Annotated in this window: 23 protein-coding genes; 16 read left to right on the plus strand and 7 right to left on the minus strand. The window is 72.3% G+C overall.

The genetic code is table 11. The features are described from left to right. A complete protein-coding gene (rpoD, locus tag H3C53_01185; protein ID MBW7915291.1) occupies positions 1–1,578 on the plus strand; it encodes an RNA polymerase sigma factor RpoD in 1,578 nt (525 codons plus the stop codon). 33 nt (positions 1,579–1,611) lie between these two features. Here rpoD and H3C53_01190 read toward each other — a convergent pair whose 3' ends face one another. Continuing rightward, positions 1,612–2,604, minus strand: coding sequence for a HAMP domain-containing histidine kinase (locus tag H3C53_01190; protein ID MBW7915292.1), 993 nt, complete (start codon positions 2,602–2,604; stop codon positions 1,612–1,614). Further along, positions 2,601–3,260, minus strand: a complete 660-nt coding sequence (locus H3C53_01195) for a response regulator transcription factor (protein MBW7915293.1) — start codon at positions 3,258–3,260, stop codon at positions 2,601–2,603. Before H3C53_01195 ends, H3C53_01190 begins: the two co-directional genes overlap by 4 nt. Positions 3,261–3,403: 143 nt before the next feature. On the opposite strand from H3C53_01195, the gene H3C53_01200 reads away from it, so the two are divergent. The 5 genes from H3C53_01200 (at position 3,404) to H3C53_01220 (ending at position 8,856) form a co-directional block, all read left to right on the plus strand. Beyond that, positions 3,404–4,708, plus strand: a complete 1,305-nt coding sequence (locus H3C53_01200; GenBank protein MBW7915294.1) for an ABC transporter substrate-binding protein — start codon at positions 3,404–3,406, stop codon at positions 4,706–4,708. Between the two features lie 176 nt (positions 4,709–4,884). Continuing rightward, positions 4,885–5,973 (plus strand): beta-propeller fold lactonase family protein, encoded by a 1,089-nt coding sequence (locus tag H3C53_01205; protein MBW7915295.1) that lies wholly within the window; start codon positions 4,885–4,887, stop codon positions 5,971–5,973. Continuing rightward, positions 5,963–7,060: a hypothetical protein gene (locus tag H3C53_01210; GenBank protein ID MBW7915296.1), complete on the plus strand. Its 1,098-nt coding sequence runs from the start codon at positions 5,963–5,965 to the stop codon at positions 7,058–7,060. The genes H3C53_01205 and H3C53_01210 overlap by 11 nt, the downstream gene beginning before the upstream one ends. Before the next feature lie 33 nt (positions 7,061–7,093). Continuing rightward, the gene (locus tag H3C53_01215) at positions 7,094–7,933 is read left to right on the plus strand and encodes an ATP-binding cassette domain-containing protein (protein ID MBW7915297.1); all 840 of its coding nucleotides are present in this window, start codon (positions 7,094–7,096) and stop codon (positions 7,931–7,933) included. Between the two features lie 92 nt (positions 7,934–8,025). Beyond that, positions 8,026–8,856 carry an ABC transporter permease gene (locus H3C53_01220; protein ID MBW7915298.1) on the plus strand — a complete coding sequence of 277 codons (831 nt, stop codon included), beginning with the start codon at positions 8,026–8,028 and terminating at the stop codon, positions 8,854–8,856. Positions 8,857–8,889: 33 nt separating this feature from the next. Here H3C53_01220 and H3C53_01225 read toward each other — a convergent pair whose 3' ends face one another. Genes H3C53_01225 through H3C53_01235 form a run of 3 tightly spaced genes read right to left on the minus strand, consistent with a single transcriptional unit; the run spans position 8,890 to position 11,510 of the window. Beyond that, the gene (locus H3C53_01225) at positions 8,890–9,624 is read right to left on the minus strand and encodes an ABC transporter ATP-binding protein (GenBank protein ID MBW7915299.1); all 735 of its coding nucleotides are present in this window, start codon (positions 9,622–9,624) and stop codon (positions 8,890–8,892) included. Beyond that, entirely contained in the window at positions 9,624–10,502 is an 879-nt protein-coding gene (locus H3C53_01230) for an ABC transporter permease subunit (protein MBW7915300.1), read from the minus strand. The genes H3C53_01225 and H3C53_01230 overlap by 1 nt, the downstream gene beginning before the upstream one ends. 18 nt (positions 10,503–10,520) lie before the next feature. Continuing rightward, the gene (locus H3C53_01235; GenBank protein ID MBW7915301.1) at positions 10,521–11,510 is read right to left on the minus strand and encodes a PhnD/SsuA/transferrin family substrate-binding protein; all 990 of its coding nucleotides are present in this window, start codon (positions 11,508–11,510) and stop codon (positions 10,521–10,523) included. 278 nt (positions 11,511–11,788) lie between these two features. On the opposite strand from H3C53_01235, the gene H3C53_01240 reads away from it, so the two are divergent. Both H3C53_01240 and H3C53_01245 read left to right on the plus strand, forming a co-directional pair. Next, positions 11,789–12,727, plus strand: a complete 939-nt coding sequence (locus tag H3C53_01240) for a glycerophosphodiester phosphodiesterase (protein ID MBW7915302.1) — start codon at positions 11,789–11,791, stop codon at positions 12,725–12,727. Between the two features lie 51 nt (positions 12,728–12,778). Continuing rightward, complete coding sequence (locus H3C53_01245) at positions 12,779–13,996, plus strand: CoA transferase (protein MBW7915303.1); 1,218 nt, start codon at positions 12,779–12,781, stop codon at positions 13,994–13,996. Positions 13,997–14,057: 61 nt separating this feature from the next. Here H3C53_01245 and H3C53_01250 read toward each other — a convergent pair whose 3' ends face one another. After that, entirely contained in the window at positions 14,058–14,699 is a 642-nt protein-coding gene (locus H3C53_01250) for a LexA family transcriptional regulator (GenBank protein MBW7915304.1), read from the minus strand. Positions 14,700–14,896: 197 nt separating this feature from the next. On the opposite strand from H3C53_01250, the gene H3C53_01255 reads away from it, so the two are divergent. The 3 genes from H3C53_01255 to H3C53_01265 all read left to right on the plus strand — a co-directional run bounded on the left by H3C53_01255 (position 14,897) and on the right by H3C53_01265 (position 18,096). Next, on the plus strand, positions 14,897–15,580 hold the full coding sequence (locus H3C53_01255; protein ID MBW7915305.1) for a Crp/Fnr family transcriptional regulator: 684 nt from the start codon (positions 14,897–14,899) through the stop codon (positions 15,578–15,580). Positions 15,581–15,671: 91 nt separating this feature from the next. Further along, a complete protein-coding gene (locus H3C53_01260) occupies positions 15,672–16,256 on the plus strand; it encodes a NifU family protein (GenBank protein MBW7915306.1) in 585 nt (194 codons plus the stop codon). 43 nt (positions 16,257–16,299) lie between these two features. Next, entirely contained in the window at positions 16,300–18,096 is a 1,797-nt protein-coding gene (locus H3C53_01265; protein ID MBW7915307.1) for an adenine deaminase, read from the plus strand. Between the two features lie 18 nt (positions 18,097–18,114). Here H3C53_01265 and H3C53_01270 read toward each other — a convergent pair whose 3' ends face one another. After that, positions 18,115–18,399, minus strand: coding sequence for a hypothetical protein (locus H3C53_01270; GenBank protein MBW7915308.1), 285 nt, complete (start codon positions 18,397–18,399; stop codon positions 18,115–18,117). Positions 18,400–18,730: 331 nt separating this feature from the next. Here H3C53_01270 and H3C53_01275 point away from each other — a divergent pair, with 331 nt between their 5' ends. The 5 genes from H3C53_01275 to dnaK all read left to right on the plus strand — a co-directional run bounded on the left by H3C53_01275 (position 18,731) and on the right by dnaK (position 25,850). Continuing rightward, complete coding sequence (locus H3C53_01275; GenBank protein MBW7915309.1) at positions 18,731–20,296, plus strand: ABC transporter substrate-binding protein; 1,566 nt, start codon at positions 18,731–18,733, stop codon at positions 20,294–20,296. 175 nt (positions 20,297–20,471) lie between these two features. After that, a complete protein-coding gene (locus H3C53_01280) occupies positions 20,472–21,416 on the plus strand; it encodes an ABC transporter permease (GenBank protein MBW7915310.1) in 945 nt (314 codons plus the stop codon). Next, positions 21,413–22,282: an ABC transporter permease gene (locus H3C53_01285; protein ID MBW7915311.1), complete on the plus strand. Its 870-nt coding sequence runs from the start codon at positions 21,413–21,415 to the stop codon at positions 22,280–22,282. The genes H3C53_01280 and H3C53_01285 overlap by 4 nt, the downstream gene beginning before the upstream one ends. Before the next feature lies 1 nt (position 22,283). After that, the gene (locus H3C53_01290) at positions 22,284–23,741 is read left to right on the plus strand and encodes a beta-lactamase family protein (GenBank protein MBW7915312.1); all 1,458 of its coding nucleotides are present in this window, start codon (positions 22,284–22,286) and stop codon (positions 23,739–23,741) included. Between the two features lie 210 nt (positions 23,742–23,951). After that, positions 23,952–25,850 (plus strand): molecular chaperone DnaK, encoded by a 1,899-nt coding sequence (gene dnaK / locus H3C53_01295; protein MBW7915313.1) that lies wholly within the window; start codon positions 23,952–23,954, stop codon positions 25,848–25,850. The last annotated feature ends 166 nt before the right edge of the window (positions 25,851–26,016 follow it).

Here is a 26,016-nt window from a genome sequence, read left to right on the forward strand (position 1 = left end):
GTGACCAAGGCCGCGTCGAAGCCGGCCGCGAGCAAGGGCGCCGCGAGCAAGGCCGCGACGGCCGAGGCGACGACGAAGGCGACCGCCAAGGCTACGAAGGCGACCGCCAAGCCGGCCGAGGCCGCCACGAGCCCCGCTACCGAAGCCGACGAGGCCCCCGCGGCCAAGCCCGCCGCCAAGTCCGCGGCCGCGAAGGGCGCCGCCAAGGACGGCAAGGGCGCCGCCAAGAGCCAGGCCAAGGGGAGCACCGCCAAGGCGAACACTGTCAAGGGAGCTGCCGCCAAGCCGACGCCGGCCAAGGGCGCCGCCGCCGAACCCGCCGAGGAGGCGGAGCCGGCGGGTCCGGCGTGGCTGCGTTCGCCGATCATCGCGTCGCTCGTCGCGCGTGGCAAGGAGGCGGCGGGGCAGCTCGACTCCGAGGAGGTCAGCGACGCCTTCCGCCGCGCCGTGGAGGGTGCCGGCCTCGACCCCGAGGAGCAGAACTTCGAGGACCTCATGGGCCTCCTCGAGGCGCGCGGCGTGGTGGTCGCCGACCTGGCCGAGGACGAGATGCTCGACGAGGACGACGTCGACGACGAACTCGACGAGGACGAGGCCGACGAGCTCGACCGCGAGGAGCTCGAGGCGCGGGCCGAGGCCATGGCCGACGCGCGGCCGAAGACGAACGATCCGGTGCGGCAGTACCTGCAGGAGATCGGCAGGGTGAAGCTACTGACCCTCGACGAGGAGATCGACCTCGCGCGTAGGATCGAGGACGGCGAGGCGGCCAGGGCCGTGTTGGCCGAGTGGAACGGGCAGGGGGACGAGCGTGAGCGGCGCCGTCAGCAGCGGGTCGTCGAGGACGGCGACCTGGCCCGCAAGCACCTCATCGAGGCGAACCTGCGGCTGGTCGTGAGCATCGCCAAGAAGTACAACGGCCGCGGCATGAGCTTCCTGGACCTCATCCAGGAGGGCAACCAGGGTCTGATCCGCGCCGTGGAGAAGTTCGAGTACCGGCGACGCTACAAGTTCTCCACCTACGCCACCTGGTGGATTAGGCAGGCCATCAACCGCGCCATCGCAGACCAGTCGCGCACCATCCGCATCCCGGTGCACATGGTCGAGACGATCAACAAGCTCACGCGCGCCAGCCGCAGGCTCCAGCAGGAGCTCTCGCGCGAGCCGACCTTCGCCGAGATCGCCGACGCCATGGGGCCCGATTGGAACGCCGAGAAGGTCGAGGAGGCGTTCAAGCTGACCCGCGAGCCGTTCTCCCTCGAGACGCCCATCGGCGACGAGGAGGACAGCTTCTACGGCGATTTCATCCCCGACGACAACATCGAGTCGCCCGTGGACGAGGCCTCCAAGAACATCCTCAGCGAGGAGCTCGAGGAGGCGCTCAACAAGCTGAACGAGCGCGAGGCCATGGTCCTGAAGCTCCGCAAGGGCCTCGTGGACGGTCGCGAGCACACCCTCGAGGAGGTCGGCAGCCACTTCGGCGTCACGCGCGAGCGCATCAGGCAGATCGAGAACAAGGCGCTGCGCAAGCTGAAGTACCACGAGAGCCGCACCCGCAAGCTCCGCGACTTCCTCGACTGAGCACCTCAGCCTCGCCGCGCCCGGGCGCCACCATCATGGGTGGCGCCCGGGCGCTCCTTCAGGGCCGGCCGCGATGGGCAGCGACAGCTCCGCCCTCAGGCCGGCGCCGGCGCTCGTCAGGCGCAGGTCGCCCCCTAGCGCCTTCGCTAGGAACGCGACGAACGACAGGCCGAGGCCGTGGCCGTCCTCCCGGGCCGGCCCGCGGTTGAGGGCCTCGGTGACGCGCTCGAGGGCCGGCGGGGCCAGGCCGGGGCCGTCGTCCTCCACGCGAAGGATCAACCGCCCGCCGCTCGCGCTCAGCCGCACGTTCGTCGTGCCGGCGCCGTGACGCAGGGCGTTGTCGACCAGGTTGACCACCGCCCGCTGGAACAGCCGCGGGTTCCGGACCAGGGCGGAGCAACCGTTCCCGTGCACGCTCACGCGCCGGCGGTCCGGAGCCGGGAGGGCGTCGATCACGGAACTGAGGACGGCCGCGGCCGGGCGCGGGTCGCCAGCGCTATCCGACTCGCGCGCGAGCGACAGTAGCGCCGCGATGATCTCCTCGAGCCGCGCGACGCCGCGAGCGAGGGCCGGCAGCACGTCGGAGGTGGTGGCGGCGCCGAGTTCCAGTCGTTCGAGCTGGAGCCGCATGGCGCTGAGCGGCGTGCGCAGCTCGTGGGAGGCGTAGCGGGTGAACGCCCGTTCGCGCTCCACGGCGGCCTCGACGGCCGCGGCCATCTCGTTGAAGCTGGTGACCAGCTCCGCCAGCTCGTCCTGCCCGGTCGGCCTGAGCGTCGCCGGCACGGGCGTGAGCGTGGCGACCGCGTGCGTGGCGCGGGTCAGCTCCTTCAGCGGTCGGGAGATGCGGCGCGCGAGGAGCCAGGCCCCGACACCGGCGATGAGGAGGGTGGCGGGCACGTCGAGCAGGTCGAGGAACAGGCGCTCGTCACCGAAGCGGTCGATCACCACGTCCAGGAGGGCCTCCATGGCGGTGGTGCAACCCACCACGAGGAGCACGGCGAGGAAGACGGAGCCGCGCAGGCTCACGGCGCTCCGAGGCGGTAGCCGCCGGCCACGGTGCGGATGACGCCGTCCGCCAGCTTGTGGCGTAGCTGGCTCACGTACACCCTCACCACGCCCGGGCCGGACGCGGCGGACGGGAAGAGGCGGTCGACCAGCTCGTCGGCGCTGAAGACGCGGTCGGGATAGAGGGCGAAGAGTTCGAGCATCGCGAACTCGCGGTCGCTGACGTCGACGGTGGCGCCTTGCCAGGCGACGCGACGCGCCGCCAGGTCGACGCGCAGGCCGGCCCGGTCGAGGACCGCCGCCTTCGTCTGGGCGCGGCGCCGCAACAGGGCCCGCACCCTGGCCATGAACTCCCGCAGGCCGAACGGCTTGACCAGGTAGTCGTCGCCGCCCAGGTCCAGGCCCGCCACCCTGTCGGCCTCGGTGTCGCGCGCCGAGACGAACAGCAGCGGCCCGTCGTAGCCGGCCCGGCGCAGGTCGGTCGCCAGCGCGAAGCCGGCGTCGTCGTCGCCCGGTAGCATCACGTCCAGCACGGCGAGGTCGAAGCCGCCCGCGGCCATGGCGCCGTAGGCCTCCTCGCGGGTCCTCACCCAACTGGCTGCGTAGCGCGCGGCCGTCAGCGACTCCAACAACGCGTCGGCGATGTCGGCGTGATCTTCGAGCAGCAGGACGCGCATCGGCCCTCCTTAGGGGTTGGCACCGTTGCACCGGCTTCTGGCCAGGCATCGTATATCATCGTTGCGATTTCCGAGTACGCGGTCGACGCCCCCAGGCCGTGACGCTCACCGCGGCCGAACGGCCGAGACTGCGAGGGACGACCATGCGACCCACCCGGAACCCGTTCGGTGCCCGCGCCCGGCTGGCGCGCCTGCCGGCTCTGGCCTGCGCCCTCGCGCTCCTGGTCGCCGCGACCGGCGCGGCGTTGGCGCAGGGGGACCTGCCCGGCTCGTTCTCCATCGGGATCATCATCCCGGACGGCGACGGGGCCGGGCCGCTCGCTGCCGCCGTGGCGCGCGCGGCGTCGCAGGGGGCGGCCATGGCGGGCGACGAGTTCGCCTTCAACGCCAGCATGCTCGACTACACCTTCACCGCTCCAGTGGTCGCGGCCGATGGTCCCGACGCGGTGGTGGCGGCCGCCGAGACGCTCACGGCCGACGGGGCGTTCGCCGTCGTCGGCGGCTTCGACGAGGCGGAGGCGGCCGCGCTGGCCGACTGGTCGGCGACGGCCGGCGTGCCGTTCGTCAACGTCGGAGCGTCGGCGGACGTACTCCGCAACGAGCAGTGCCGTCCGCTGACGTTCCACGTCGAGCCGAGCGCCGCGATGTACCTGGACGCCATGGCGGGCTGGTACGTGAGGTCGGGGCAGCGGAACTGGTTCTTCGTCACCGGGGCCGATGACGAGTCGGCGGCGCAACTCGCCCGCGTCAGGCGCACCCTGGCGGACCGCCACTTCGGGGCGCGCGAGGTGGGCCAGGTCGAGGTCGCCGCGGCGGCGGATTGGGCCGACGTGGCCGCGCGCGCGACGCGCGCCAAGGCCGACCTGGTGGTCCTGCTGCTGCCGGCCGCGACCCAGGTGGAGGCCGTGGCGGGCCTGGAGGCCGGCGGGCTACAGGCGATGGTCACCGGCTTCCCCTACCCGGCGGCGCAGACGCGGGCCTTCTACGCGGCCTGGCGCGACGCGGCGCCGCGCCTGGGCAGCGGCCACCGCGTCGCCGCGTGGGAGGCCACGATCGACGCCTACGGCGCGCGCGAGCTGAACGCCCGCTACCGCGCGGCCTACGGCGAGCCGATGGACCCGAGCGCCTGGGCCGTCTACCAGGGGGTGAAGGTCCTCTACGAGGCCGCCTTCTTCGGGGGCGGCACCGATGCGACCACCGTCACCGGTTACCTGGAAGACCCGCAGTCGGTGTTCGACGTCTGGAAGGGGATCGGCACCAGCTTCAGGCCGTGGGACCGGCAGCTGCGCGAGCCGCTCTACCTCGTCAAGGTGGACGCCACCGCCACCGACCCGTTCACGTTGGCCACGCTGGTAGGGGAGCTGCCGGCCATCTACATGCCCGGCACGGAGGTGGTGGAGCGCCTCGACCAGATCGGCGACCTCGCGGGTGCCAGCCGGTGCCGGTGAGGGGCGCGGACCCGACCGGGTCGCTCGCCCGTAGGGGGGCGGGGCGCGCGGCACTAACGTCGGGCTTACGCCCGGCCCGTAACTTAAGGGAGCCACCTAGCTTGGCCGCGCCGGTCTGTTGCGATCAGCCAGACCGGCGCGGTGCTCGTGATTCCCGGCACGAGCGGAAGGAGACCATGACAGTGCAACACCCACGCAAGGCCGCCCCCCTCGGGGCGGCGCGCCGCCCCGTCGCGGCGCGCCGCCTCGTCGCGGCGCACCGCCTCGCCGCGGCGCTCGTGCTGGCGCTGCTCGGTGCCGCCTCGGCCCAAGGCGACTCGTACAGGCTCTACGTCTCCAACGAGTTCAGCGCCGACATCACCGTCATCGATACCGCCACGAACGAGGTGATCGACACCATCACCATCTCCGGGCGCCCCGGCGAGGTGCGGCCGCGCGGCATGGCCGTGAGTCCGGACGGGAAGATCGTCTACGTCTCCATCAGCGACTTCAACCCGCAGCTCGAGACGCCCGAGGACAAGATCCTCGCCATCGACGTGCGCACCAACGAGGTCGTCGGTCAGTTCCGCGCCGGCGGCAACCCGGAGCGCGTGGCCGTCACGCCCGACGGCAAGCAGATCTGGGCGGCACTCGAGGCCATCGCCCAGGCCGCGGGCTACGACGTCGCGACCGGCGAGCAGCTCGCCACGTTCAGGGTGGGCGTCGAGGCCGAGGGCGTGGCCGTCAGCCCGGACGGCAACTGGGTCTACGTCACCGCAGAGGCCACGCACACCGTCACGGTCATCGACGCGAAGGCGCTCGAGGTCGTCACCCACATCCTCGTCGGCAACCGCCCTCGCGTGGTGGAGTTCTCCAACGACGGCACGCGCGCCTACGTCTCCGCCGAGATCGGCGGGACCATCTCGGTCATCGATACGTCCACTCGCAAGGTGATCGACACCATCAACCTGGGGCTCGACTCACGGCCGGTCGAGATCGCCGTCGACCCCACCAGCGACCTCATCTACGTGGCGGGCGGCGGCACCAGCGCCGTGTACGTCATCGACACGACCACGAACGAGGTCGTCAACACCATCAAGGAGCAGATGGGGCGGCGGCCGTGGGGCATCGCCATCACGCCGGACGGCAAGCGCGTCTACACGGCCAACGGCCTCTCCGACAGCGTGTCGGTGATAGACACGGCCTGCGGCTGCGTGGTCGCCAACATCGGAGCCGGGCGCGGCGCCCACTCCGCCGAGATCGGGGTGATCCCGGGTGGCAACTAAGCTCGCGCGCGCACTCCTGGCCGTCCTGGTCGGCGCCATGGCGGCGACCGCCGCGGCCCAGTACGGGTACCAACCGTTCTTCGACCAGCCGCTCATCCAGAACCGCGCCTACGGGCTCGAGCTCGTGCTGCGGCGCCTCGCCGTCATCGACCAGTTCGAGGCCCCGCTCGACGACGACCTCATGGAGCAGGTCGAGGCGCTGCTAGACTCCGACGTCCACCGCTTCGTGGGCACGCTACGCGCCGCCGACCCGGCGCTGGGCGACGACCTCTTGGCGGCCCTCGAGGAGGTCGAGGAGCGCGCCGAGGCCGGTGAGGACGCCTCGGCCGCCGTGGCTGAGGCGCGCACCCTCGCGCTCCGCGCCTACGACAGGGTGGTGCCCACCGAGGTCAGGCGCTCCCCCGCCTTCCTTGGCGGGGTAATCGCCGACCTGTCGCTCGGCGAGGGCGGCGTGGCCGAGGGTTACGAGGAGGCTGCCGGCGGCGAGCCGTTCGAGTTCACGAGCGGCTGGGCGTCGTTGCAGCGCGTCGAGGAGCTGTGGACGCAGCTGAGCGCCTACGCGACGGCGGAGCAGCGCGCCGACGTCGAGGAGATGCTCGGCCTGCTCGACGGGGTCTACCCGCGGCCGGAGCCGCCGGCGGCCATCGTTGGCGACCCCGAGGAGGCCGAGGCCTCGGTTCAGCGGCTGATCAGCCTGCTGGAGACGGTGGCCGACGCCGAGCTGTTCGCCGGGCGCGACATGCCGGCGTTGGCGGAGAGCCTCGTCGTCACGCTCACCCCGGCATGTCGGGCCTACCAGGCGGGCGACGACGCGGTGGCGCTCGAGGGCGTGTTCGCGGTCGGCGAGCTGTACGTTCGCTACCTCGCCGACTTCATGGGCTTCATGGCGCCCGAAGTGCACGAGGAGGCCGCGGAGGTCATCGGCGCCCTCACGGGCCTCGAGGCCGAGGGTGATGAGGGTGAAGAGGGCGAGGAGGAAGACGACGAGGCGGGCGCCGAGGTCGCTGCGGCGGGCGCCGCGGCGGGCGCCGCTTGCCTGGAGCTCCTCGAGGCGCTCGAGGAGGCGGTCGGCGTCCTGGGCGGCTGAACGGGTCGACCTCGGGGCGGTAACGTCGTGAGCATGCCGGACGCGCCCCGCCCCACCCAGCCGTCGCGGGAGGCGACCGCCATCGATGCCGAGGGTCTCGGGCGGCGCTACGGCGCCGTGGTTGCGGTCGACTCCGTGACGCTGCGGATCGGGGTGGGCGAGTTCTTCGCGTTGCTCGGGCCGAACGGGGCGGGCAAGACGACCACGCTGCACATGCTCACCACGCTCGTCAGGCCCACTGCCGGCCGCGCGAGCGTGATGGGGTTCGACGTCGTGCGGCAGGCGCACGAGGTGCGCCGCGTCCTGGGGATGGTGTTCCAGGATCCCGCGCTCGACGAGCGCCTTACCGCCAGGGAGAACCTCCAGGTGCACGCCGTCCTGTACGGCATCGGTCGCCGCGACCGCCGCGGCGCCATCGAGCGAGCGCTCGCTTGGGCGGCCCTCACAGACGCGGGCGACCGCGCGGTGCGCTCGTTCTCGGGCGGCATGAAGCGGCGCCTCGAGCTCTCGCGGGCGCTCATGCACTCGCCGTCGGTGCTCTTCCTCGACGAGCCCACCATCGGCCTCGACCCGCAGGGCCGCAGGCACCTGTGGGAGCGGATCGCGGCCCTGCGCGAGGGGGGCATGACCGTGCTGATGACGACGCACAACCTGCCCGAGGCGGAGGCGTGCGACCGCGTGGGGATCATCGACGCCGGCAGGCTCATCGCCATCGGGGCGCCCGACGAGCTCGCCCGGGCTCACGGGGGCGACGGCGCCGACCTGGAGGACGTGTTCATCGCCCTTACGGGCAAGCAGCTGCGCGACGAGGCGGCGACGGCGCGTGACCGCATGGTCAGCTTCGCCAGGCGTGGCGGGGAGCACACTCGGTGAGCGCGCCGGTCGGCGACGGCGCCGCCGCGGTGGGCGCGCGCGCGGTCGGCGTCAGGTCGTGGGCCGGCGTGGCGCCCGACGTGGTCTACGTCATGTGGCTCCGCGAGCTGAAGCGCTACCGCCGCGACCGCTCGCAGATCTTCGGCGGCTTCTCCCGCACCGTCCTCTGGCTCCTCATCCTGGGCTTCGGGTTGGGCGCGGCGCTGCGCGAGATCGAGGGGTACTCGTACGCGCAGTACATCCTGCCGGGCGTGATCGTCCTCAACGTGCTGTTCGCCTCGTTGCAGTGCGCCATCGCGCTCGTGTGGGACCGCGAGGTCGGGCTGTTGCGTGAGGTCGTGGTGTCGCCGGCCCCCATGTTCAGCGTCACGCTCGGCAAGCTGCTCGGGGGCGCCACCGTGTCGCTGGCGCAGGGGAGCATCCCGCTCCTGTTCGCCCCGCTCATCGGCGTGCGCCTATCGGTCGGCGGCGTCCTGGGTGCCTGGGCCGTCATCTTCGCGCTCGGCGTCTTCATGACGGCGCTCGGCGTCATCATCGCGTCGCGGCTCAAGACGTTCGAGGGCTTCGGCAGCATCTCGAACGGCGTCATCCAGCCCCTCTACTTCCTGTCGGGCTCGATCTTCCCTCTCAAGGGCGTCATCGGCGGGGTGGGCTTCCTCGACATCCCCGACCACCTGCGCGAGGAGCTGAGGCGCATCGGGGTGTTCGCGATCGGCGGCGGTTGGGTGGTGCAGCTGCCGGGCTGGATCCAGGCGCTGGTGTACGTGAACCCGGTCAGCTACCAGCTCGACCTGCTGCGGTACATGCTCCTACGCTTCAACCAGCTCCCCCTAGGCCTCGACGTGGTCGTCACCTTCGGGTTGCCGCTCGTGGCCGCCGTGCTGGCCGCGGGCCTGATGGGGCGCATGCTCAAGCAGCGCTGACGCCCCCATGCGCCTCGCCGCGGCCGGCGCGCCTCAGGGCGCCAGCGCGCGCACGGCGCGACGCGAGACCTCCCAGACGCCCACGTCGTTGGCGTCGCGCGGGCGCGGCAGGAGGGCGCCCACGTCGAGGTTCTCGACCACGCGGCCGGGTCCCGGGCTCATCACGACGATCCGGTCGGCGAGGAACGCCGCCTCCATGGGGTTGTGCGTCACGAAGAGAACGGTGCAGCCGAGCTCCGACCAGAGCGCGAGCAGTTCCTCGCGCATGCGCGAGGCCGTGAGCTCGTCGAGCGCGGAGAACGGCTCGTCCAGGTAGAGCACGTCGGGCGAGATGATCAACGCCCGCGCCACCGCGACGCGTTGGCGCTGCCCGATGGAGAGCTGACGCGGGTAGTCGCGGCCGCGCCCGGCAAGGCCGACCCGCTCGAGCCAGAACTCGACCAGGTCGTCCGCGCCCCGCCTCGCGTCGAGGACGAAGCGCAGGTTCGCGCTGACGCTCAACCAGGGTAGGAGCCGCGGCTCCTGGAACATGTAGCCGGCCACCGGCGCCGCCGAGCCGCGACCCACGACCCTCACCGTCCCGCCGTCGGGGGCGTCGAGGCCGGCGAAGATGTTGAGGAGCGTCGTCTTCCCGCAGCCCGACGGCCCCAGCAGGCAGACGAACTCGCCGTCGGCCACGGTCAGGTCGACGCCGGCCAGCGCGAGGCGCTCGCCGCCGCCAGGCAGCTGGTACGCCTTGGTCACTCCCGCCGCCTCGAGCGTGGCCATCAGCCGACCGCCCCTACCTTCACGGGCTCGCGCCACCTGAAGGCGAGGCGTTGCAGCGTGCCCATGACCCCCAGATCGATGGTGGCGAGCAGGATCATCATGGTGAGGCCGTAGGCGAGGATGCCCGCCATGTTGAAGAACTGGAAGTAGAAGGCGATCTGGTAGCCGACACCGGAGGTGCGACCGAGCAGCTCGCCCAGCACGACCATCTTCCACGACAGCGCGAGCGTGCCACGCGCCGTGCCGACGATGTAGGGCGTCAGCTGCGGGAACACCACGTTGCGCCAGATGGCGGTCGGGGAGCGCCTGAAGGCGGTCGCCATCTGCACCAGGCCCCCGTCCATGGCGCGCGCGCCCTCCCTGATGGCGACGACGATGGTGGGGAAGACGGAGACGACCAACGCGACCACCAGAGCCCGGTCCGACAGGCCGAGCGTCAGGTAGGCCACCACGAACAGGAGGATGCGGGGGACCGTCAAGGTGACGACCAGCCAGCCCTGCAGCAGGTCGTCGCCGCGCCGCGACAGCCCCATGACGGCGCCCATCGCCACCCCGAGCGCCATGGCGAGGAGGAACGCGATGAGCACCCGCTGGGTGGTCACCCACAGGTGCGCGAGCAGCGCGCCGCGCTCGAGCTCGTGCGCCATGAACTGCAGCGTGGCGATGGGACCGGGCAGGATGGCCGGCCCGAGGAGACGCGCCCCCACGAGCCAGAGCGCGAGGAGGGAGGCGTAGGAGAGGAGCCTGAGTCCGGCACCGACGCTCGCGGCCCGGCGCCGCCGCCGTCGCCAGGCGCCGGCGCGGGCGGCGCCCGCCGCTTCGGCCGCCGCCGCGCGCCCGCTGCCGGCTGGTGGTGGTGACGCCTCTCCGGTCGGCACTCGCGGTCGTCTCGCCCGTCAGCGCGGGACGAAGCGGGTGGTGTAGGCGGCCGGGTCGACCCCCGCCACCCCCACGACGTCCGCACCGGCCAGCGCCACGAGGCGGTCGACCATGCTGACGAGCCCGTCGATGGACTCCTGCGTCCAGTTGCTGGTGGTCCCCTTCTTCCAGCGGGCGATGACGGTGGGGAACTGCGCCGGGTCGGGCAGAGAGTAGAGCCCGAGGTCGAGGATGGACTGCCAGAACGGGTCGTCGGCGGGCGCAGCCACCATGGCGGCGAACGTGTCTTGGAGCGTGGCGATGAAGCGGGTCTTCAGCTCGTCCGGCATGTCGTCGCGGGCCACGACCATCAGGTTGGGGAGGTCGCTCGGCAGGCCGAGCTCTCCCAGCATGTCGGCCACGCTCATGACCTCGCGCGCCACCCCGGCCGCCTCCATGCGGGCCACCCAGTGCCAGAGCGGCAGCGCCGCGTCGACCTGGCCGTCGGCCGTCAACTGCATCATCAGGGGCGGGGCTGCGGCCACGACCTCGCTGTCCTCCTGCACGTCGAAGCCGTACTCGGAGATCGTCAGGGCCCGCAGGATGAGGAGGCTCTTGTCGCGGAGGCTGCCGGCGGCGATCGTCTTGCCCTTCAGGTCGGCGAGGCCCTCGATGCCTGAGTCGACGCCCACCACCAGCGCGCCGACGGCCGTGGCGTACGGGTAGATGCCGCTGGCGGCGATGCCGGCCTCGCGGAGCAGCGCGGGCGCGAGGAAGTCGTCCACCTTCACGTCGGCGGCGCCCGAGCGCAGGGCGATCTCGCTGGCCTGCTTGGAGGCGTACGGCGTGGCGACCACCTGGATACCGTTCTTGGTGGCCGTGTCGAAGTAGTCCATGGCGTGGACGACCCAGGAGAACGTCCCCGTGGCCTCCATCGCCGCGTTCACCACCGGTAACTGGCCTTGGGCCGCGCCGTGGGCGGCAAGGGGGGAGAGGAGGAGGACGAGGCAGAGGCGTAGCGTGCGCATGTCGATCCCTTCCGGGGGTGCGACCACCGGGGCGCGTGAGCGTGCCGATCGCCCGGCGGGACCGGTGACCCCCTCGGCCCCGGGCGGGTCCTTAGACCGCGCTCATGATATATGCGTTGGGCGTTCGGTCCGGTGCACGTGGCGCATGGCGGCGCGCGGACCGCCGGGCGGACATCCGGGAGCGGGCCTCCGGGGTGGGGCGGCGCGCCTGGGTACACTCTGGCGAGCGCCCGCGGGGGTCGGCCACCCGAGGGGCCCTCGCGCCGGAGGACGAACCGATGCGTGCCTTGAGGGTAGTGATAGCCGTCGCCGTGCTGGCCGTGGCAGCCTACGCGCTGCTGGCGCTCGTCAACCGCCCACGCGCGCGCCACGCCTACGTGCAGGCCTTGGGCGCGGGCACCAGCGTGCTCGCCCATGGCGGCGGGCAGGGCCTCTGGCCCGACAACACCCTGCCGGCGTTCGAGGGGTCGGCGGCGTTGGGCGCCGACGTGCTGGAACTCGACGTGCAGCGCGACGCCGACGGGGCGTTCCGCGTGATCCACGACGCGACGCTCGACCGGACCACCTCCGGCACCGGTCCCGTTGGCGCCACGTCCGCCTCGGGGTTCGCGGCGGTCGACGCCGGCTACCGCTGGACGACCGACGGTCACCGGGGCGACGCCCAGGCGGGGGAGTACCACTACCGCGGCACGGGCGTGGTCGTGCCAACCCTGCGCGAGGTACTGGCGCGCTTCCCGGCGAACGCCGTGAACGTGGAGATCAAGGAGGAGACGGCGGCGGCGGGCACGGCGCTCTGCGCCCTGCTGCGAGAGAGCGGGGCCGGCGGGAGGGTGATGGTGGCAGCGTTCGCGTCGGCGCCGTTGCGGGCGTTCCGCGAGGCGTGCCCCGAGGTGGCGACCGCGGCATCGCGCAGCGAGGTCACGCTCTTCTACGTGCTGGCGACCCTCCGCCTGGCGCGCGCCTACGCGCCGCCGTTCGACGCGTTGCAGGTGCCGGTCAGGCAGGGCAACGTCACGGTGGTCACCCCCGCGTTCGTGCGCGCCGCGCACGGCCGCGGCGTGCGCGTGGACGTCTGGACCGTCAACGACGCCGCCGAGATGCGCCGGCTCCTGGCCATGGGCGTCGACGGGCTGATAACGGATCGCCCCGACCGCGCGCTCAGGGTCCTGGGGCGGCCCTTCGACGCGGGCCTCGTGCCGACGTTCGTGGCGCCGTGACGGCCGCCGGCGCGCCGCTGCCGCCCGCCGGCGCCCCCGGGGAGGCGAGCCTTGCTACGTGACCTGTTCGTGCTGGACCTGAGCCGCGTCCTGGCCGGGCCCTACTGCACCCTGCTGCTGGCCGACCTCGGCGCGCGGGTGGTGAAGGTGGAGTCGCCCGCCGGCGACGACACCAGGCGCTGGGGGCCGCCATACGTGGGTGGCGAGAGCGGCTACTACCTGTCCGTGAACCGCGGCAAGGAGAGCCTCGCGCTCGACCTCAAGGACCCGCGCGGCAGCGCCATCGTGCGCGACCTCGCCCGCAAGGCGGACGTGGTGGTCGAGAACTTCAAGGTCGGCGACCTCGCGCGCTACGGCCTCGACTACGCCGCCGTGGCGGCCGGCAACCCGGGCGTCGTGTACGTGTCCATCACCGGCTACGGGCAGGATGGTCCCCGGCGCTCGGAGGCGGGCTACGATGCCGCCCTCCAGGCGCAGTCGGGCCTGCTCGCCATGACGGGGGAACCTGACGGTCCGCCCGTCAAGCTCGGGGTGGCGTGGATCGACGTGCTGACCGGGCTTCACGCCGCCACGGCGGCGTTGGCGGCGCTGCGGCGGCGCGACGCCACCGGCGAGGGGGCCCACGTCGACATGGCGCTGTTCGACGTCGCCCTGGCGTCCATGGTGAACCAGGCGCAGAACGCGCTGCTCACGGGGCAGCCGCCGGCCAGGCTGGGGAGCGGGCACCCGAACATCGTGCCCTACCAGGCGTTCGACGTCGCGGACGGCGCCGTGGTGGTGGCGGTCGGCAACGACGGGCAGTTCGCCAGGTTCTGTGACGTGCTGGGTCGGCCCGAACTGGCGCGCGACCCGCGGTTCGCGACGAACGAGGCGCGCGTCCTCAACCGCGGCGCGCTCGTGCCCATGGTCGCCGCGGAACTGGCCCCCCGGACGCGGGCGGAGCTCCTGGCGGCCTGCCGCGCGGCCACCGTGCCCGCCACGCCGGTGGCGACGCTGCCGGAGGCGCTGGCGGACCCGCAGGCGGAGGCGCGGGGAGCCGTCGTGGCGGGGCACCACCCGACCGTCGGGACGCTACCCATGGTCGCGAGCCCGTTGTGGCACGTTGCGGGGCCCGGCGGCGCGCCGGTGCTCGCGCCACCGGCGCCCGGCGCAGCGCCCGTCCCGCCCCTGTTGGGCGCCGACTCGCGCGGGGTGCTGCGCCGCGAGCTCGGCCTGAGCGAAGGGGAGATCGACGAGCTGGTGGCGGACGGCGTGGTCGTGCAGCGCTGAGGCGCACGCGGCTTCAGGACGCTTGCGGTTCAGCGAGCCCGCGGCCGAGCAGCGCCGCCCTTCACGAGGGCTGCGTCAGCGCCGCCGCGACGCTCCCGCGCAGCAACCCGCGGTAGACCCCGTCGACTGCGAGTCGGTTACCCGCGACCTCGACGGTCGGGTAGGCCGGGTTGTGCGGCCGCAGCGCGAAGCGGCCCGCGCCCAGGTCGTCGAGGTACTTGAGCGTGACCTCGTCGTCGTCGACCCGGACGGCGCAGATCTCGCCGCTGCGGCGATGGCGGCCCTGCTCCAGGAGCACCACGTCGCCGTCCTGGATGAGGTCGGCCATGGAGTCGCCCCTCACGCGGAGCGCGAACGCTCCCGCCCCCCCGCCGACCGCCGCGGGCAGGTACGCCTCCGCGAGCGCCTCGGCGCTGGTGAGCGGACCGGCCGGGATGGCGCCGAGTACGGGCACGCCGGTGGCCCCGGCAGGAAGCTCGAGCAGCGGCGAGCGGCCGCGCCCCCGGCTCTCGAAGCGTAGGTAGCCCTTGGCGGCGAGCGCCTCCAGGTGCTGGCGCAACGACACGTAGTGCACGCCGAGGCCGCGGGCGAACTCCGCGAGGTCGGGCGGTGCGCCGGTGCGCCGCTCGTGCTCCACCAGCCGCTCGTACACCCGCCGTTGGGCGGGGGACAGGGGGCGGCGGTCGGCGGGCTCGTTCAGCATCGCCTTAAATGCTAAGGTGGTGGCCACGCGATGTCAACGCCCGCGAACCCGGCCGTGGAAGGCTCGTCCAGGACGCACGTGCGCGCCTCGGGTCAACCGACGGACGCCCTGGACTTTCTCATGACCGGCTGCTATAGTTTCTGTAGTTGCGCGCCTCCGCCTCACCCGCCCGGCGCGCACACTCGAAAGGACCCATCATGCTCGACACGTTCGAACAACTCGATACGCCGAGCTCCTGCCAGGCCTCCCGCGTGGTGCCGTCGGGCCTCGCGCTGCCCATCCGCACCCTCGAGCCCGGCCAGGTGCTCTACGAAGCCGACCGCGAGGCCAGCAGCCTCTACGTGGTCAACCAGGGCGTCCTCAAGGCGGTCGTCCCCACCAGCCTCGGCCGCGACCGCATCGCTGACCTCTACGGCCCCGGCGACGTGCTCGGCCTCTCGGCGCTCGACGGCGGCAACCATGCCGAGACCGTCGTGGCGGTGCACGAGGCGTGCCTCACGCCCATCGACCCGCAGCAGGCCATGAACGATCGCGGCCTGCGCGACTACGTCCTCCGCAGCCTCGCGCGGCAGTTGCGCCGCAGCCGCGAGATGCTGGACGAGGCCGAGATGCCCGTCGGCGCCCGCGTCACCCGCGCCTTCCTGCGGCTCGCCAAGCAGTTCGGGCTGCCGGCCGACGACCAACAGGGCGGCATCAAGCTGCCGTTGGCGCTTACGCACGAGGACCTCGCCGACCTCACGGGATCGAGCCGCGTCACCATCACGCGCATCCTCGGCGAGCTCCGCAACGAGGGCGCCCTCTCGGGCACCCGCGGCGTGTACGTCGCCGACCTCGCCGGCCTGGAGCGGGCCACCGACCAGTACGTGATGCAGGTGCTCTGAGGCGGTCCGAGCGTCCGCCTGCGCCCCCGGCGGCCCCACCGTGTAGTGGGGCGCGGCCGGGGGCGAGTTCGTGAGGTAGGCTTGAAGCCTGATGCTGACGTTCACCGACATCGCCAAGGAACGCGTCCTCCACTTCATCGAGGCGCAACGGAGCCAGGGGGTCGGCGCGTTGCGCATCGCCGGCAACCGCACCGAGCAGCGCCTCTGGCTGGTGAAGGGCGAGGACCGGCGCGCCGACGACCGCGTCCAGAACGAGCCGGGGTTCGACGTCTACCTGGACCCGCTCTCGGCCGGGCACCTTGACGGCGCCACCGTGGACTTCGTCGAGGGCGTCATGCAGTCGGGCTTCCGCGTCTACCACCCCAGTCCCGCCTGGGACGACCCGCTGGCCCAGCGGGTGCAGGACGTCATCGACCGCCACATCAACCCGGGCGTGGCCGGGCACGGCGGCAACGTCACGCTCGAGGGCGTCGACGACGGCGTGGCCATCATCCGCTTCGGCGGCGGTTGCCACGGCTGCGGCGCCGCCGACGTGACCCTCAAGCAGGGCATCGACCGCATCCTCAAGGAGCAGGTGCCCGAGATCCGCGGCGTAAGGGACGCCACGGACCACAGCACGGGCGAGAACCCCTACTACGCCCCTCAGGCCAAGCGCGCGCAGTCGCCGCTGGGTTGAACCCGCCGGCGCCCCGCGTGCCTTCCGCGGCCGCCGAGGTCGGGTGAGCGGCCCCGCGCCCACAGCGGGCACGGGCGTAACCGCCGCCGAGGTGCGCCGCGCCGTGGAGGTCGCGGCGGGCAGGGCGCCGGGCACGCTCCACCTCAGGGGCGGCCGCGTGGTCAACGTCTTCACCAGCGAGATCCTCGAGGCCGACGTCCTGGTGGCCGGGCGGCTCGTGGCGGCCGTGTTGCCGGTGGTGCCCGCCCACTACCCGCCGGCCGACGACGTCGTCGACCTGGCGGGCAGCGTGGTGCGCCCCGGCTACGTCGACGGTCACGTCCACCTGGAGTCGTCACTCGTCACGCCCGCCGAGTACGCCCGCTGCCTCCTGCCTCGCGGCGTGACCGGCGTGGTGTGCGACCCTCACGAGCTCGCCAACGTGGCGGGCGAGGCCGGGGTGGCGTGGCTGCTCGCCGCCTCCGCCGACCTCCCGTTCGACGTGTGGGTGACGGCGCCGAGCTGCGTTCCGAGCAGCCCGTTCGAGACGGTCGGCGCCGACTACGGCCCAGGCGCCATGGCCCGCCTGCTTGACGATCCACGCAGCGTCGGCGTGGCCGAACTGATGAGCTTCGGCGCGCTGGTGGCTGGCGACGAGCGCGTGCTCTCCAAGGCCCGCCTTGGCGAGGAGCGCGGCCGGACGGTCGAGGGCCACGCGCCCGCCCTGACGGGCGCGGCGCTGCAGGCGTACCTCGCCGCCGGTGTCGGATCGGACCACGAGAGCACCACCCTGGCAGAGGGGCTGGAGAAGCTCCGCGCCGGCGCCTTCCTCATGATCAGGGAGGGATCGGTCACCCGCGACCTCGACGCCCTGATGCCCCTCGTCGACCCCCGCCACGGCGACAGGATCGGCTTCGTCACCGACGACCGCCTGCCCCACGACCTGCTCACCGAGGGTGGGGTCGACCTACTCGTGCGCCGGGCCGTGGCGGCCGGTCGCGACGCCGCCTACGCGGTGCGTTGCGCCAGCTACAACCACGCCAGGCATTTCCGCCTCCCCCGTCGCGGCGCCGTCGCGGCCGGCTACCTGGCTGACCTGGCCGTGGGCGGGGAGCTGAGCGCCGACCCCGACCTCGTGCTCAAGGGCGGGCAGGTGGTGGCGCGGGGCGGCCTGCTCGTGCCGGGGGCCGTGCCGGCGCGGCCGGCGCTCACCGCGGCCGGGCCACTTGGCCGCAGCGTGAGGTTGCCGGCGCTCGCTCCGGCCTCGTTCGCGGCCCCGGCGCCTCCCGGCCCGGTGCGGGTGATCCGCGCGCACCCCAACCAGATCCTGACCACGGCGGAGAGGCAGACGCCCACCGTCGTCGACGGGCTGGCGGTGGCGGATCCGGCGCGCGACCTCGCCAAGCTGGCGTGCGTGGAGCGCCACGGAAGGCGCCCCGACGCCGTCCCCGCCGTCGGCTTCGTCGCCGGCTTCGGCCTGCGGCGCGGCGCTCTCGCGTCGAGCGTGGGGCACGACCACCACAACGTCTTGTGCGTGGGAACGAACGACCGCGACATGCTCGCCGCCTGTCTGCGCCTGGCGGAGCTGGGCGGCGGCCTGGTGGCCTGCCTGGACGGGGCCGTCGTGGCCGAGCTCGAGCTGCCCATCGGGGGCATCGTCACGGACGTGCCGCTGGAGGCGGTGCGCGACCGGCTCGACGCCCTCGACGCCGCCGCCCGATCGTTCGGTTGCGAGCTGCCGTCGCCTTACATGGCGCTCAGCTTCATGGGGTTGGCCGTGATCCCCGAGTTGCGCCTCACCGACCTAGGGCTGGTAGACGTTGGGGCGGGTCGCATCGTGCCGCTCGCCGCCGACGCCTAGCCGGCGCCCCGTGGGGCGTCAGAAGGCGCGCTTGAACGGCCAGATGTCGTAACTCACCCACACGCCGGTCTGCGTGTACGGGTCGCTCGCGACGATGGCCCGAGCCTCCGCTTCGCTGGCGGCCTCGAGGACGACGGCGGAGCCGATCATGGCTCCCTCGGCGTCCAGCAGGGCCCCGCCGAGGGGCAGGAGCCCCTGCTCCGCGCGCCGCTTGGCGGCCTCCAGGTGCGCCGGGCGCGCCGCCGCGCGCCGCGCAGGGGCCTCCGCGTCCACGCCGTCTCGTGCCACGACCAGGTAAAGCATGTTCCCTCCCAGCTCCGCTCGGTCCGTAAACTCCCGGGCGGAGGGCCGCGTGACGTGCCGGCCCGGACGACCCAGAGGTTACCGCCGTCAGGAGGCGCGCCGCGACCTGCCGCTCACGTTCTCGTGCAGCGCGGCGTTCCCGCGGGCGCCCGTCCGTCTTTACCCTCGCCCGGTGCTCTGATACACTTCGCCAACTCGTGAGGCCCGACTGCGACCACCTCGGCCGCGCGCGTCGCCAGGACTGAGCTGCGGCGGCGCGGCGGCAAGGGGAGACGACCGGCCTCACCGTAGCCGGCATCCGCGCCAACCGGACGCCGTGAAGGAGTGGAACGTGCACCTTCGTCGCCTGTTGCTGTTGACGCTCGGCGCGCTGGCCCTATGGGGTAGCGCCTCCGCCGCCGGCACGCTGAACTACCCAGTCAGCGCCGACCCGGAACACCTCGACGCCTGGCGCTCCACCACGGTCGCCACGCGGCGCGTGCTCGTGAACGTCTACGAGGGCCTCACCACCTTCGACGGCGAGAGCGGCGCGGTCGTCCCGGCGCTCGCCGAGTCGTGGGACATCTCCGACGACGGCCTCACCTACACCTTCCACCTGCGCAGGGGCGTCAAGTTCCAGGCTGCGCCCGGGGTCACCTACGCCGATCCCGAGATGAAGGCCGACGACGTCGAGTGGTCCCTGCTGCGCTACCTCACCGAGGACACCGCCGTCTCCGAGCACCCCGAGTACCTGCAGGCCCTCAAGGGCTCGGCGGCGTTCCTCGCCGGCGAGGCCGACACCGTCGAGGGCTTCAGGGTGGTCGACGACCACACGGTCGAGATGACCCTCGACGCGCCCAACCACCGGTTCCTGGCGGACCTCGTCAACGCCTACGTCGTGCCGCGCGAGGCCCTCGAGGCGCTCGGCGCCTCGCTCAGCAACAACCCTGTCGGCACCGGCCCGTTCCTGTTCGATAGCTGGCGCCGCGACGACCAGCTCGTCCTCAAGGCCAACCCCGACTACTGGGAAGGCGCGCCCAAGCTCGACCGCGTGGTGTTCCACAACGTGCCCGACGCCACCACGGCGCTGCTCCAGTACCGCCAGGGCGAGCTCGACCTTCTCCTCGACTTCCCGGACGGCCAGCTCGAGTCGATCAAGAACGAGTACGCGGCCGAGTACCACGAGTCCGCCGGCCTCAACGTGCGCTACTGGGGCTTCAAGGTCACCGAGCCCCCCTTCAAGGACAACGTGAAGCTGCGCCAGGCGTTCAACTACGCCGTCGACCGCGAGCTCATCTGGAACGTGCTCATGGAGGGCGCGCGCGTGCCCGGCACCATGGGCGTGCTCCCGCCCGACATGCCGGCCGCCGACGTGGCCGGTTACCCGTACGACATCGAGAAGGCCAAGGCGGCGCTCGCCGAGGCCGGCTACCCCGGCGGCGCCGGGCTCGACCCCATCACGCTCTACTACTTCGCCTCCGACTCCGACGCGCCGCACGTGGCGCTGCAGGACATGCTGGCGCAGATCGGCGTGACCATCGTCCTCCAGAAGGAGGACAACAGCACCTACTGGACGCACGTTGGCGAACCCGACGTGGTGTTCTTCCTCTCGGGCTGGAGCGCCGACTTCGCCGACCCCAGCGAGGTCCTCGACTTCCTCTTCGCGCACGGCCGCGACGACACCGAGTACGACAACCCCGAGGTCGACGCGCTCCTCGACCAGGCGCGCGCCACGAGCGACCCTGACGAGCGCAACGCCATCTACCTGAAGGCGCACGAGCTGATCATGGCCGACGCGCCGTGGATCGTCTCGGGCTACTCGAAGATCGCCTACCTGCTCAAGCCGAACGTCACCGACTTCCAGGTCTCCGCGGCCGGCACCTACCGCACGCCGCTCAAGTACGTAGAGAAGAAGTAACCGTCCGGCCACGACCGGGCCGCCAGGGCGCGACCGGCGCCGGGCGGCCCGGCCCGCGCCGGCGTGCCGGGCGCCCGCCCGGACCCCGGCGCGTCACCGGGCCGGCCCCGCCGGCGTAGCCCACGGCGAGCCGCCGGCAGTGCCCCGCCGCCAACCACGAGAGGACACGGCCGGCTTGTTCCAGTACGTTCTGCGCCGCGCGCTCTGGGCCGTCCCCACGCTGCTCGGCGTGTTCACCATCATCTTCCTGCTCACCTATCTGATGCCCGGCGACCCGGTCAGGGCCGTCATGGGCGAACAGTACAAGCGTGCCGACCCCGCCACCATCGAGCGCGTCCGCGATTCTCTCGGCCTCAACGACCCGTGGTACGCCCAGTACGGAAGGTTCCTGTACCGCACCGTGACGGGCGACCTCGGCAAGAGCTTCGTGCTCGACGAGCAGGTGGGCGACATCATCGGCTACCGCTTCCCGCGCACGCTGCAGCTCATGTCGGCGGCCCTGTTGGTGGCCATCCTCATCGGCATACCCTCCGGCATCCTTGCCGCGCGTCACCAGTACACCTGGATCGACCACACGCTCATGCTGGTGGCCCTCCTGGGCGTGGCGATGCCCGTCTTCTGGCAGGCGGTCCTCGCCAAGATCTTCCTGACGCAGGACACGTACGGCGTGGCGCTGTTCCCCGTCGCGGGCTACGGGGGCGGCAACGTCCGCTACCTGGTGCTGCCGGCGTTGGTGCTGGGCACGCACTTGTCGGCGACCATCGCGCGCGTGATGCGCTCGTCGCTGCTCGAGGAGCGGCGCAAGGACTACTCGCGCACCGCCCGCTCCAAGGGCCTGGCCGACCGCCAGGTCATCTTCAAGCACGAGCTGCGGAACGCGCTCATACCGGTGATAACGATCATCGGCCTCGACGTCGGCTACCTGCTGGGCGGCTCGGTCGTCACCGAGACGGTGTTCAACTGGCCCGGCCTCGGGCGCGCGGTGGTGACGGCCATCTCGCGCCGCGACGCGCCCGTCATCATCGGCACGCTCGTCTTCGGGGCGCTCCTGTTCGTGGCGGTCAACATCGTCATCGACGTCCTGTACGCGGTGATCAACCCGCAGATCAGGTACGCGTGAGCGCCGCGAGCGGCTCGGTGGGCGGTTGGCGGCGCTCCCGGCGCCTCCGCGCCTTCGCGCGGCACCGGCTCGGGCTGGTGGGCCTCGTCATCGTGGTCGTCTTCACGCTGGTGGCCATCCTCGCCCCGCAGATCGCGCCGCACGACCCGACGGCTCAACGTATCGCCACCGCGCGCCTCGTTCCGCCGTCGGCCGAGTTCTGGTTCGGCACCGACGAGCTGGGCCGCGACCTGTTCTCGCGCATCGTCTACGGCGCCCGCATCAGCATGCGCATCGGGTTGATAGCCGAGGGGATCGCCCTCTTGGTCGGCATAACCCTGGGGGCCATGGCCGGCTTCTTCGGCGGTTGGGTCGACAACCTCATCATGCGGGTCACCGACGTGTTCTTCGCCATCCCGGGCCTGCTCTTCCTGATCGTCATCGTGGCCATCTTCGGCTCGGGCGCCACCACCATCTTCCTCGCGTTGGGCCTGATCAGTTGGCCGGGGGAGGCGCGCGTCATGCGTTCCGAGGTGCTGCGGGTGCGGCAGAACGAGTACGTCACGGCGGCCAGGGCGCTCGGGCTGCGGGACGTGGGCGTCATCCTGCGCCACGTCATGCCCAACGCGCTCGCCTCCATGATCGTCATCGGCTCGTTGGGCGTCGCCGGCGCCATCCTGTCGGAGGCGACGCTGTCGTTCCTGGGGCTGGGCATCCAGGAGCCGCTGGCCAGCTGGGGCACGATGATCAACCGCGGGCAGCAGTTCATCTTCAACGCCTGGTGGTACTCGGTGTTCCCTGGCGCCGTCATCATGCTGGTGGTTCTCGGCTTCAACTTCCTCGGCGACGCCATGCGCGACGCGCTCGCGGTGGAGGAGGGGCGGTGACGTGCCGCAGGGCGAGGTGACGCCGGCGGCGGGGTGGGCGGAGCGGCTCGACGAGTTCGCGGCGGGGTTCTTCGCCGCGCACCGCGTGCCGGGCGGCAGCCTGGCCGTCGTGACGGAGGGGGGCACGCCGTTCGTGCGCGCGTACGGGTGGCGGGACCGCGAGGCGCGGGTGCCAGTGGCGGCCGACACCGTCTTCGGCCTCGCGTCGCTCACGAAGTCGTTCACGGCCCTGACGCTGCTCGCCCTCGAGGCGCGCGGGGTCCTCACGCTCGACGACCCGGTGGAGCGGCACCTACCGGCGTTCGCCTACCCCGGTGTGAGCCGCGGCAGCGTGCGGCTCGTGCACCTAGCGAGCCACACGAGCGGCCTGCCGCCCGTGCGCGGCCTCGACTTCGCCATCCGGCCGAGCCAGGTGGGCGACCCCGCGCAGGAGTTCAACCGGCGCGACTACCGGGGCGCGCCGGACCTTGGGGATCACGCCGCCCTGCTCGACTACCTGGCGGGCGAGGGGCGCCCGGCGCTGGCGGCACCGGGGCGGGTGGTCAGCTACTCCAACGACGGGTACGCGCTGCTGGGCGCCGTCATCGAGGCGGCCACGGGCGAGCCGTACCCCGACGTGGTTGCGCGCGAGGTGCTCGCGCCGCTCGGCCTGACCGGCGCGGGGTTCGACACGGCGGCGGCGCGCGCGACCGGGCGCCTCACCGAGCTGTACACCCAGGCGCCGACGGGCGAGGTCGTCCGGTCGCTGCAGTGGGAGGAGGCGCCGGCCTACCTCGCGACCGGCTTCCTCAAGGCCAGCGTTCTCGACCTGGCGGCCTACCTGCGCTACCTGCTATGGCCCACCCCGGGGACGCTCGCCGTGCCGCCCGGGCGGCTCAGGGAGCTCCACGTCGGCCGGGGTTGGGCGGAACGGTTCACCTCCTACGGGCTCGGGTGGATGCTGCGGGAGGGATTCCACGGGCGGAGCCTGTGGCGGCACGGCGGGTCGCTGAAGGGCGTCTCCTCTCACCTGGGTGCCGTCCCGTCGCTGGGGCTGGGGGTGGCGGTCCTCGCCAACCTCGACGAGGTGCCGGTGAAGCGGCTCTGGCACGCGGCGGTGAACGCCTACCTCGGCCTGCCGCTGGAGGAGCCCCCCTTCGGAGGGGCTCACGGCCACCACGCCGCCACCGCGCTGGGGCGGGCGGCGCCGGCGCTGGCCGGCGTCTACGACTCCGGCGAGCCGTGGGGCAGGCTCGAGCTGGTCCCGGACGGGGAGCGGCTGCTGGCCCTGGTCGGCGAGCTCGCCACCCCGAACGGCCACCTGGCGCTACTGGACGAGGGCGAGTTCGTGCTCGTGACGGAGGCGGGCGCCTGGGAGAGCGGCAGGTTCGTGTACGGGGTCGGGCGGGCGCGACCGGTCGCCTTGCAGTACGGCATGCGTTGGTACGATAGGCGAGCGGAGCCGGGCGCCGCTTCGTGACGGCGGGCCCCGGGCTCCGGCAAAGTTGATACGACCACGCTCATATTGCTTGACAATGACTGACCCCTGCCGCTATACTGCCGGCTAGTGACGAGCCTGCGCCCCATCTGCTCAGGTTTCATGCTACAGCGGATGGGCGCGCGTCGTGACGGGGCCGACGACCGGCCCTTCGAAGCGACATGGCCGAACCCCCACTAAGGAGCCGAACACATGGCAAAAGCCGTAGGCATCGACCTCGGGACCACCAACAGCGTCATCGCGGTGATGGAAGGGAACGAGCCCGTCGTCCTCGTGAACGCAGAAGGCAACCGCACCACCCCGTCGGTGGTGGCCTTCAAGGGCGAGCAGCGCCTCGTAGGCCAGGTCGCCAAGCGCCAGGCCGTCCTCAACCCCAAGGGGACCCTGTTCGAGATCAAGCGCTACATCGGGCGCACCTGGGACGAGATCAAGCACGAGGCCGAGCGCGCCCCCTACGAGGTCGTGCGCGGCGACGACGGCGGCGTGCGCTTCGTGGTCGAGGGCAAGCAGCTCACGCCCGAAGAGGTGTCGGCGATGGTCCTGCGCAAGCTGGTGACCGACGCCGGGGAGCGCCTCGGCGAGACCATCACCAAGGCCGTCATCACCGTGCCCGCCTACTTCAACAACTCGCAGCGCGAGGCCACGCAGAACGCGGGCCGCATCGCCGGCCTCGAGGTGCTCCGCATCGTCAACGAACCCACCGCGGCCGCCCTCGCCTACGGCCTCGAGAAGAAGGGGAACGAGACCGTACTCGTCTTCGACCTGGGCGGCGGCACCTTCGACGTCTCCGTGCTGGAGGTCGGCGACGGCGTGTTCGAGGTCCGCTCCACCAGCGGCGACACTCACCTGGGCGGCTCCGACATGGACTACGCCATCGTGCAGTGGCTGGCCGACGACTTCCAGAAGCAGTACAGCGTCGACCTGCGCAAGGACAAGCAGGCGCTGCAGCGCCTCCTCGAGGCGGCCGAGAAGGCCAAGATCGAGCTGTCGGGCCTGCCCGAGACGACCATCTCGCTGCCGTTCATCTCCATGGACCCGGCCAGCAACACCCCCCTCTACCTCGACACCAAGCTCACGCGCTCCAAGTTCGAGGAGCTCGTCGACCCGCTCCTCAAGCGCGTGAGGGGCCCCCTCGAGCAGGCGCTCAAGGACGCCAAGCTCAGCGCCTCCGACATCGACGAGATCATCCTCGTGGGCGGCGCCACCCGCGTCCCCGCCGTCAAGAAGATCGTCAAGGACATCCTGGGCAAGGAGCCGAACCAGTCGGTCAACCCCGATGAGGTCGTGGCGCTGGGCGCCGCCGTGCAGGCGGGCGTGCTGACCGGCACGGTCGACGACATCGTCCTGCTCGACGTCACGCCACTGAGCCTGGGCGTCGAGACCAAGGGCGGCGTCTTCACCAAGCTGATCGACCGCAACACCACCGTCCCCGTCCGGAAGTCGGAGACCTTCTCGACCGCCGACCACAACCAGACCGGCGTGGAGGTGCACGTCCTGCAGGGCGAGCGGCCCATGGCGGCTCACAACAAGTCGCTCGGCAGGTTCAAGCTCGACGGCATCCCGCCCATGCCTGCCGGCATGCCGCAGATCGAGATCACCTACGACATGGACGCCAACGGCATCCTGCACGTGACGGCCAAGGAGAAGTCGACAGGCAAGGCGGCGAGCATCACCATCCAGAACACCACCACCCTCAGCGAGGACGAGGTCGACCGCATGGTCAAGGACGCGGCCGCCAACGCCGAGGCCGACCGCACCGCCAAGGAGCTCGCCGAGGCCAAGAACCAGCTCGACGGCCTGAGGCTCCAAGCGCAGAAGGCGCTCGAGGAGGCCACTGGCGCCACCAGCGAGCAGAAGAAGCCCGTCGAGGACCTCGTCGACGAGGCTCAGAAGGCGCTGGCTTCGGAGCTCGTCACCAAGGACCGCCTCGAGAGCATCGGCAAGGACCTCGCCGCGAAGCTGCAGGAGTTCAGCCAGAGCGTCGCCCAGCCCCAGGCGGGACAGGCGGCCGACGAGCCGCAGGCCGATCAGCCGCACCAGCACCCCGGCGACGACGACGTGATCGACGCGGAGTTCAAGCCCGCGGGCTGAGGCGGCGCGGGTCCCTGCGGCGCCCCGCCGCAGGGACCCGGCCGGGACCGAGGATCTCATGACAGACAGTTCTGACCGTCACGACGGCGGCGACGGGACCGCCCGCGAGCCGCACGCCAAGTCCACGCCCGCGCCGGAGCAGCCCTTCACGGGCAGCGTTGGGGAC

The organism is Trueperaceae bacterium (genome assembly GCA_019454765.1).
Taxonomy (GTDB): Bacteria; Deinococcota; Deinococci; order Deinococcales; family Trueperaceae; genus JAAYYF01.

Coding starts and splice junctions, on each gene's coding strand:
- H3C53_01195 (MBW7915293.1), bottom strand. CDS start 3,260: ATGCGCGTCCTGCTGCTCGAAGATCACGCCGACATCGCCGACGCGTTG.
- H3C53_01200 (MBW7915294.1), top strand. CDS start 3,404: ATGCGACCCACCCGGAACCCGTTCGGTGCCCGCGCCCGGCTGGCGCGC.
- H3C53_01205 (MBW7915295.1), top strand. CDS start 4,885: ATGACAGTGCAACACCCACGCAAGGCCGCCCCCCTCGGGGCGGCGCGC.
- H3C53_01215 (MBW7915297.1), top strand. CDS start 7,094: ATGCCGGACGCGCCCCGCCCCACCCAGCCGTCGCGGGAGGCGACCGCC.
- H3C53_01220 (MBW7915298.1), top strand. CDS start 8,026: ATGTGGCTCCGCGAGCTGAAGCGCTACCGCCGCGACCGCTCGCAGATC.
- H3C53_01225 (MBW7915299.1), bottom strand. CDS start 9,624: ATGGCCACGCTCGAGGCGGCGGGAGTGACCAAGGCGTACCAGCTGCCT.
- H3C53_01235 (MBW7915301.1), bottom strand. CDS start 11,510: ATGCGCACGCTACGCCTCTGCCTCGTCCTCCTCCTCTCCCCCCTTGCC.
- H3C53_01240 (MBW7915302.1), top strand. CDS start 11,789: ATGCGTGCCTTGAGGGTAGTGATAGCCGTCGCCGTGCTGGCCGTGGCA.
- H3C53_01250 (MBW7915304.1), bottom strand. CDS start 14,699: ATGCTGAACGAGCCCGCCGACCGCCGCCCCCTGTCCCCCGCCCAACGG.
- H3C53_01255 (MBW7915305.1), top strand. CDS start 14,897: ATGCTCGACACGTTCGAACAACTCGATACGCCGAGCTCCTGCCAGGCC.
- H3C53_01260 (MBW7915306.1), top strand. CDS start 15,672: ATGCTGACGTTCACCGACATCGCCAAGGAACGCGTCCTCCACTTCATC.
- H3C53_01270 (MBW7915308.1), bottom strand. CDS start 18,399: ATGCTTTACCTGGTCGTGGCACGAGACGGCGTGGACGCGGAGGCCCCT.
- dnaK (MBW7915313.1), top strand. CDS start 23,952: ATGGCAAAAGCCGTAGGCATCGACCTCGGGACCACCAACAGCGTCATC.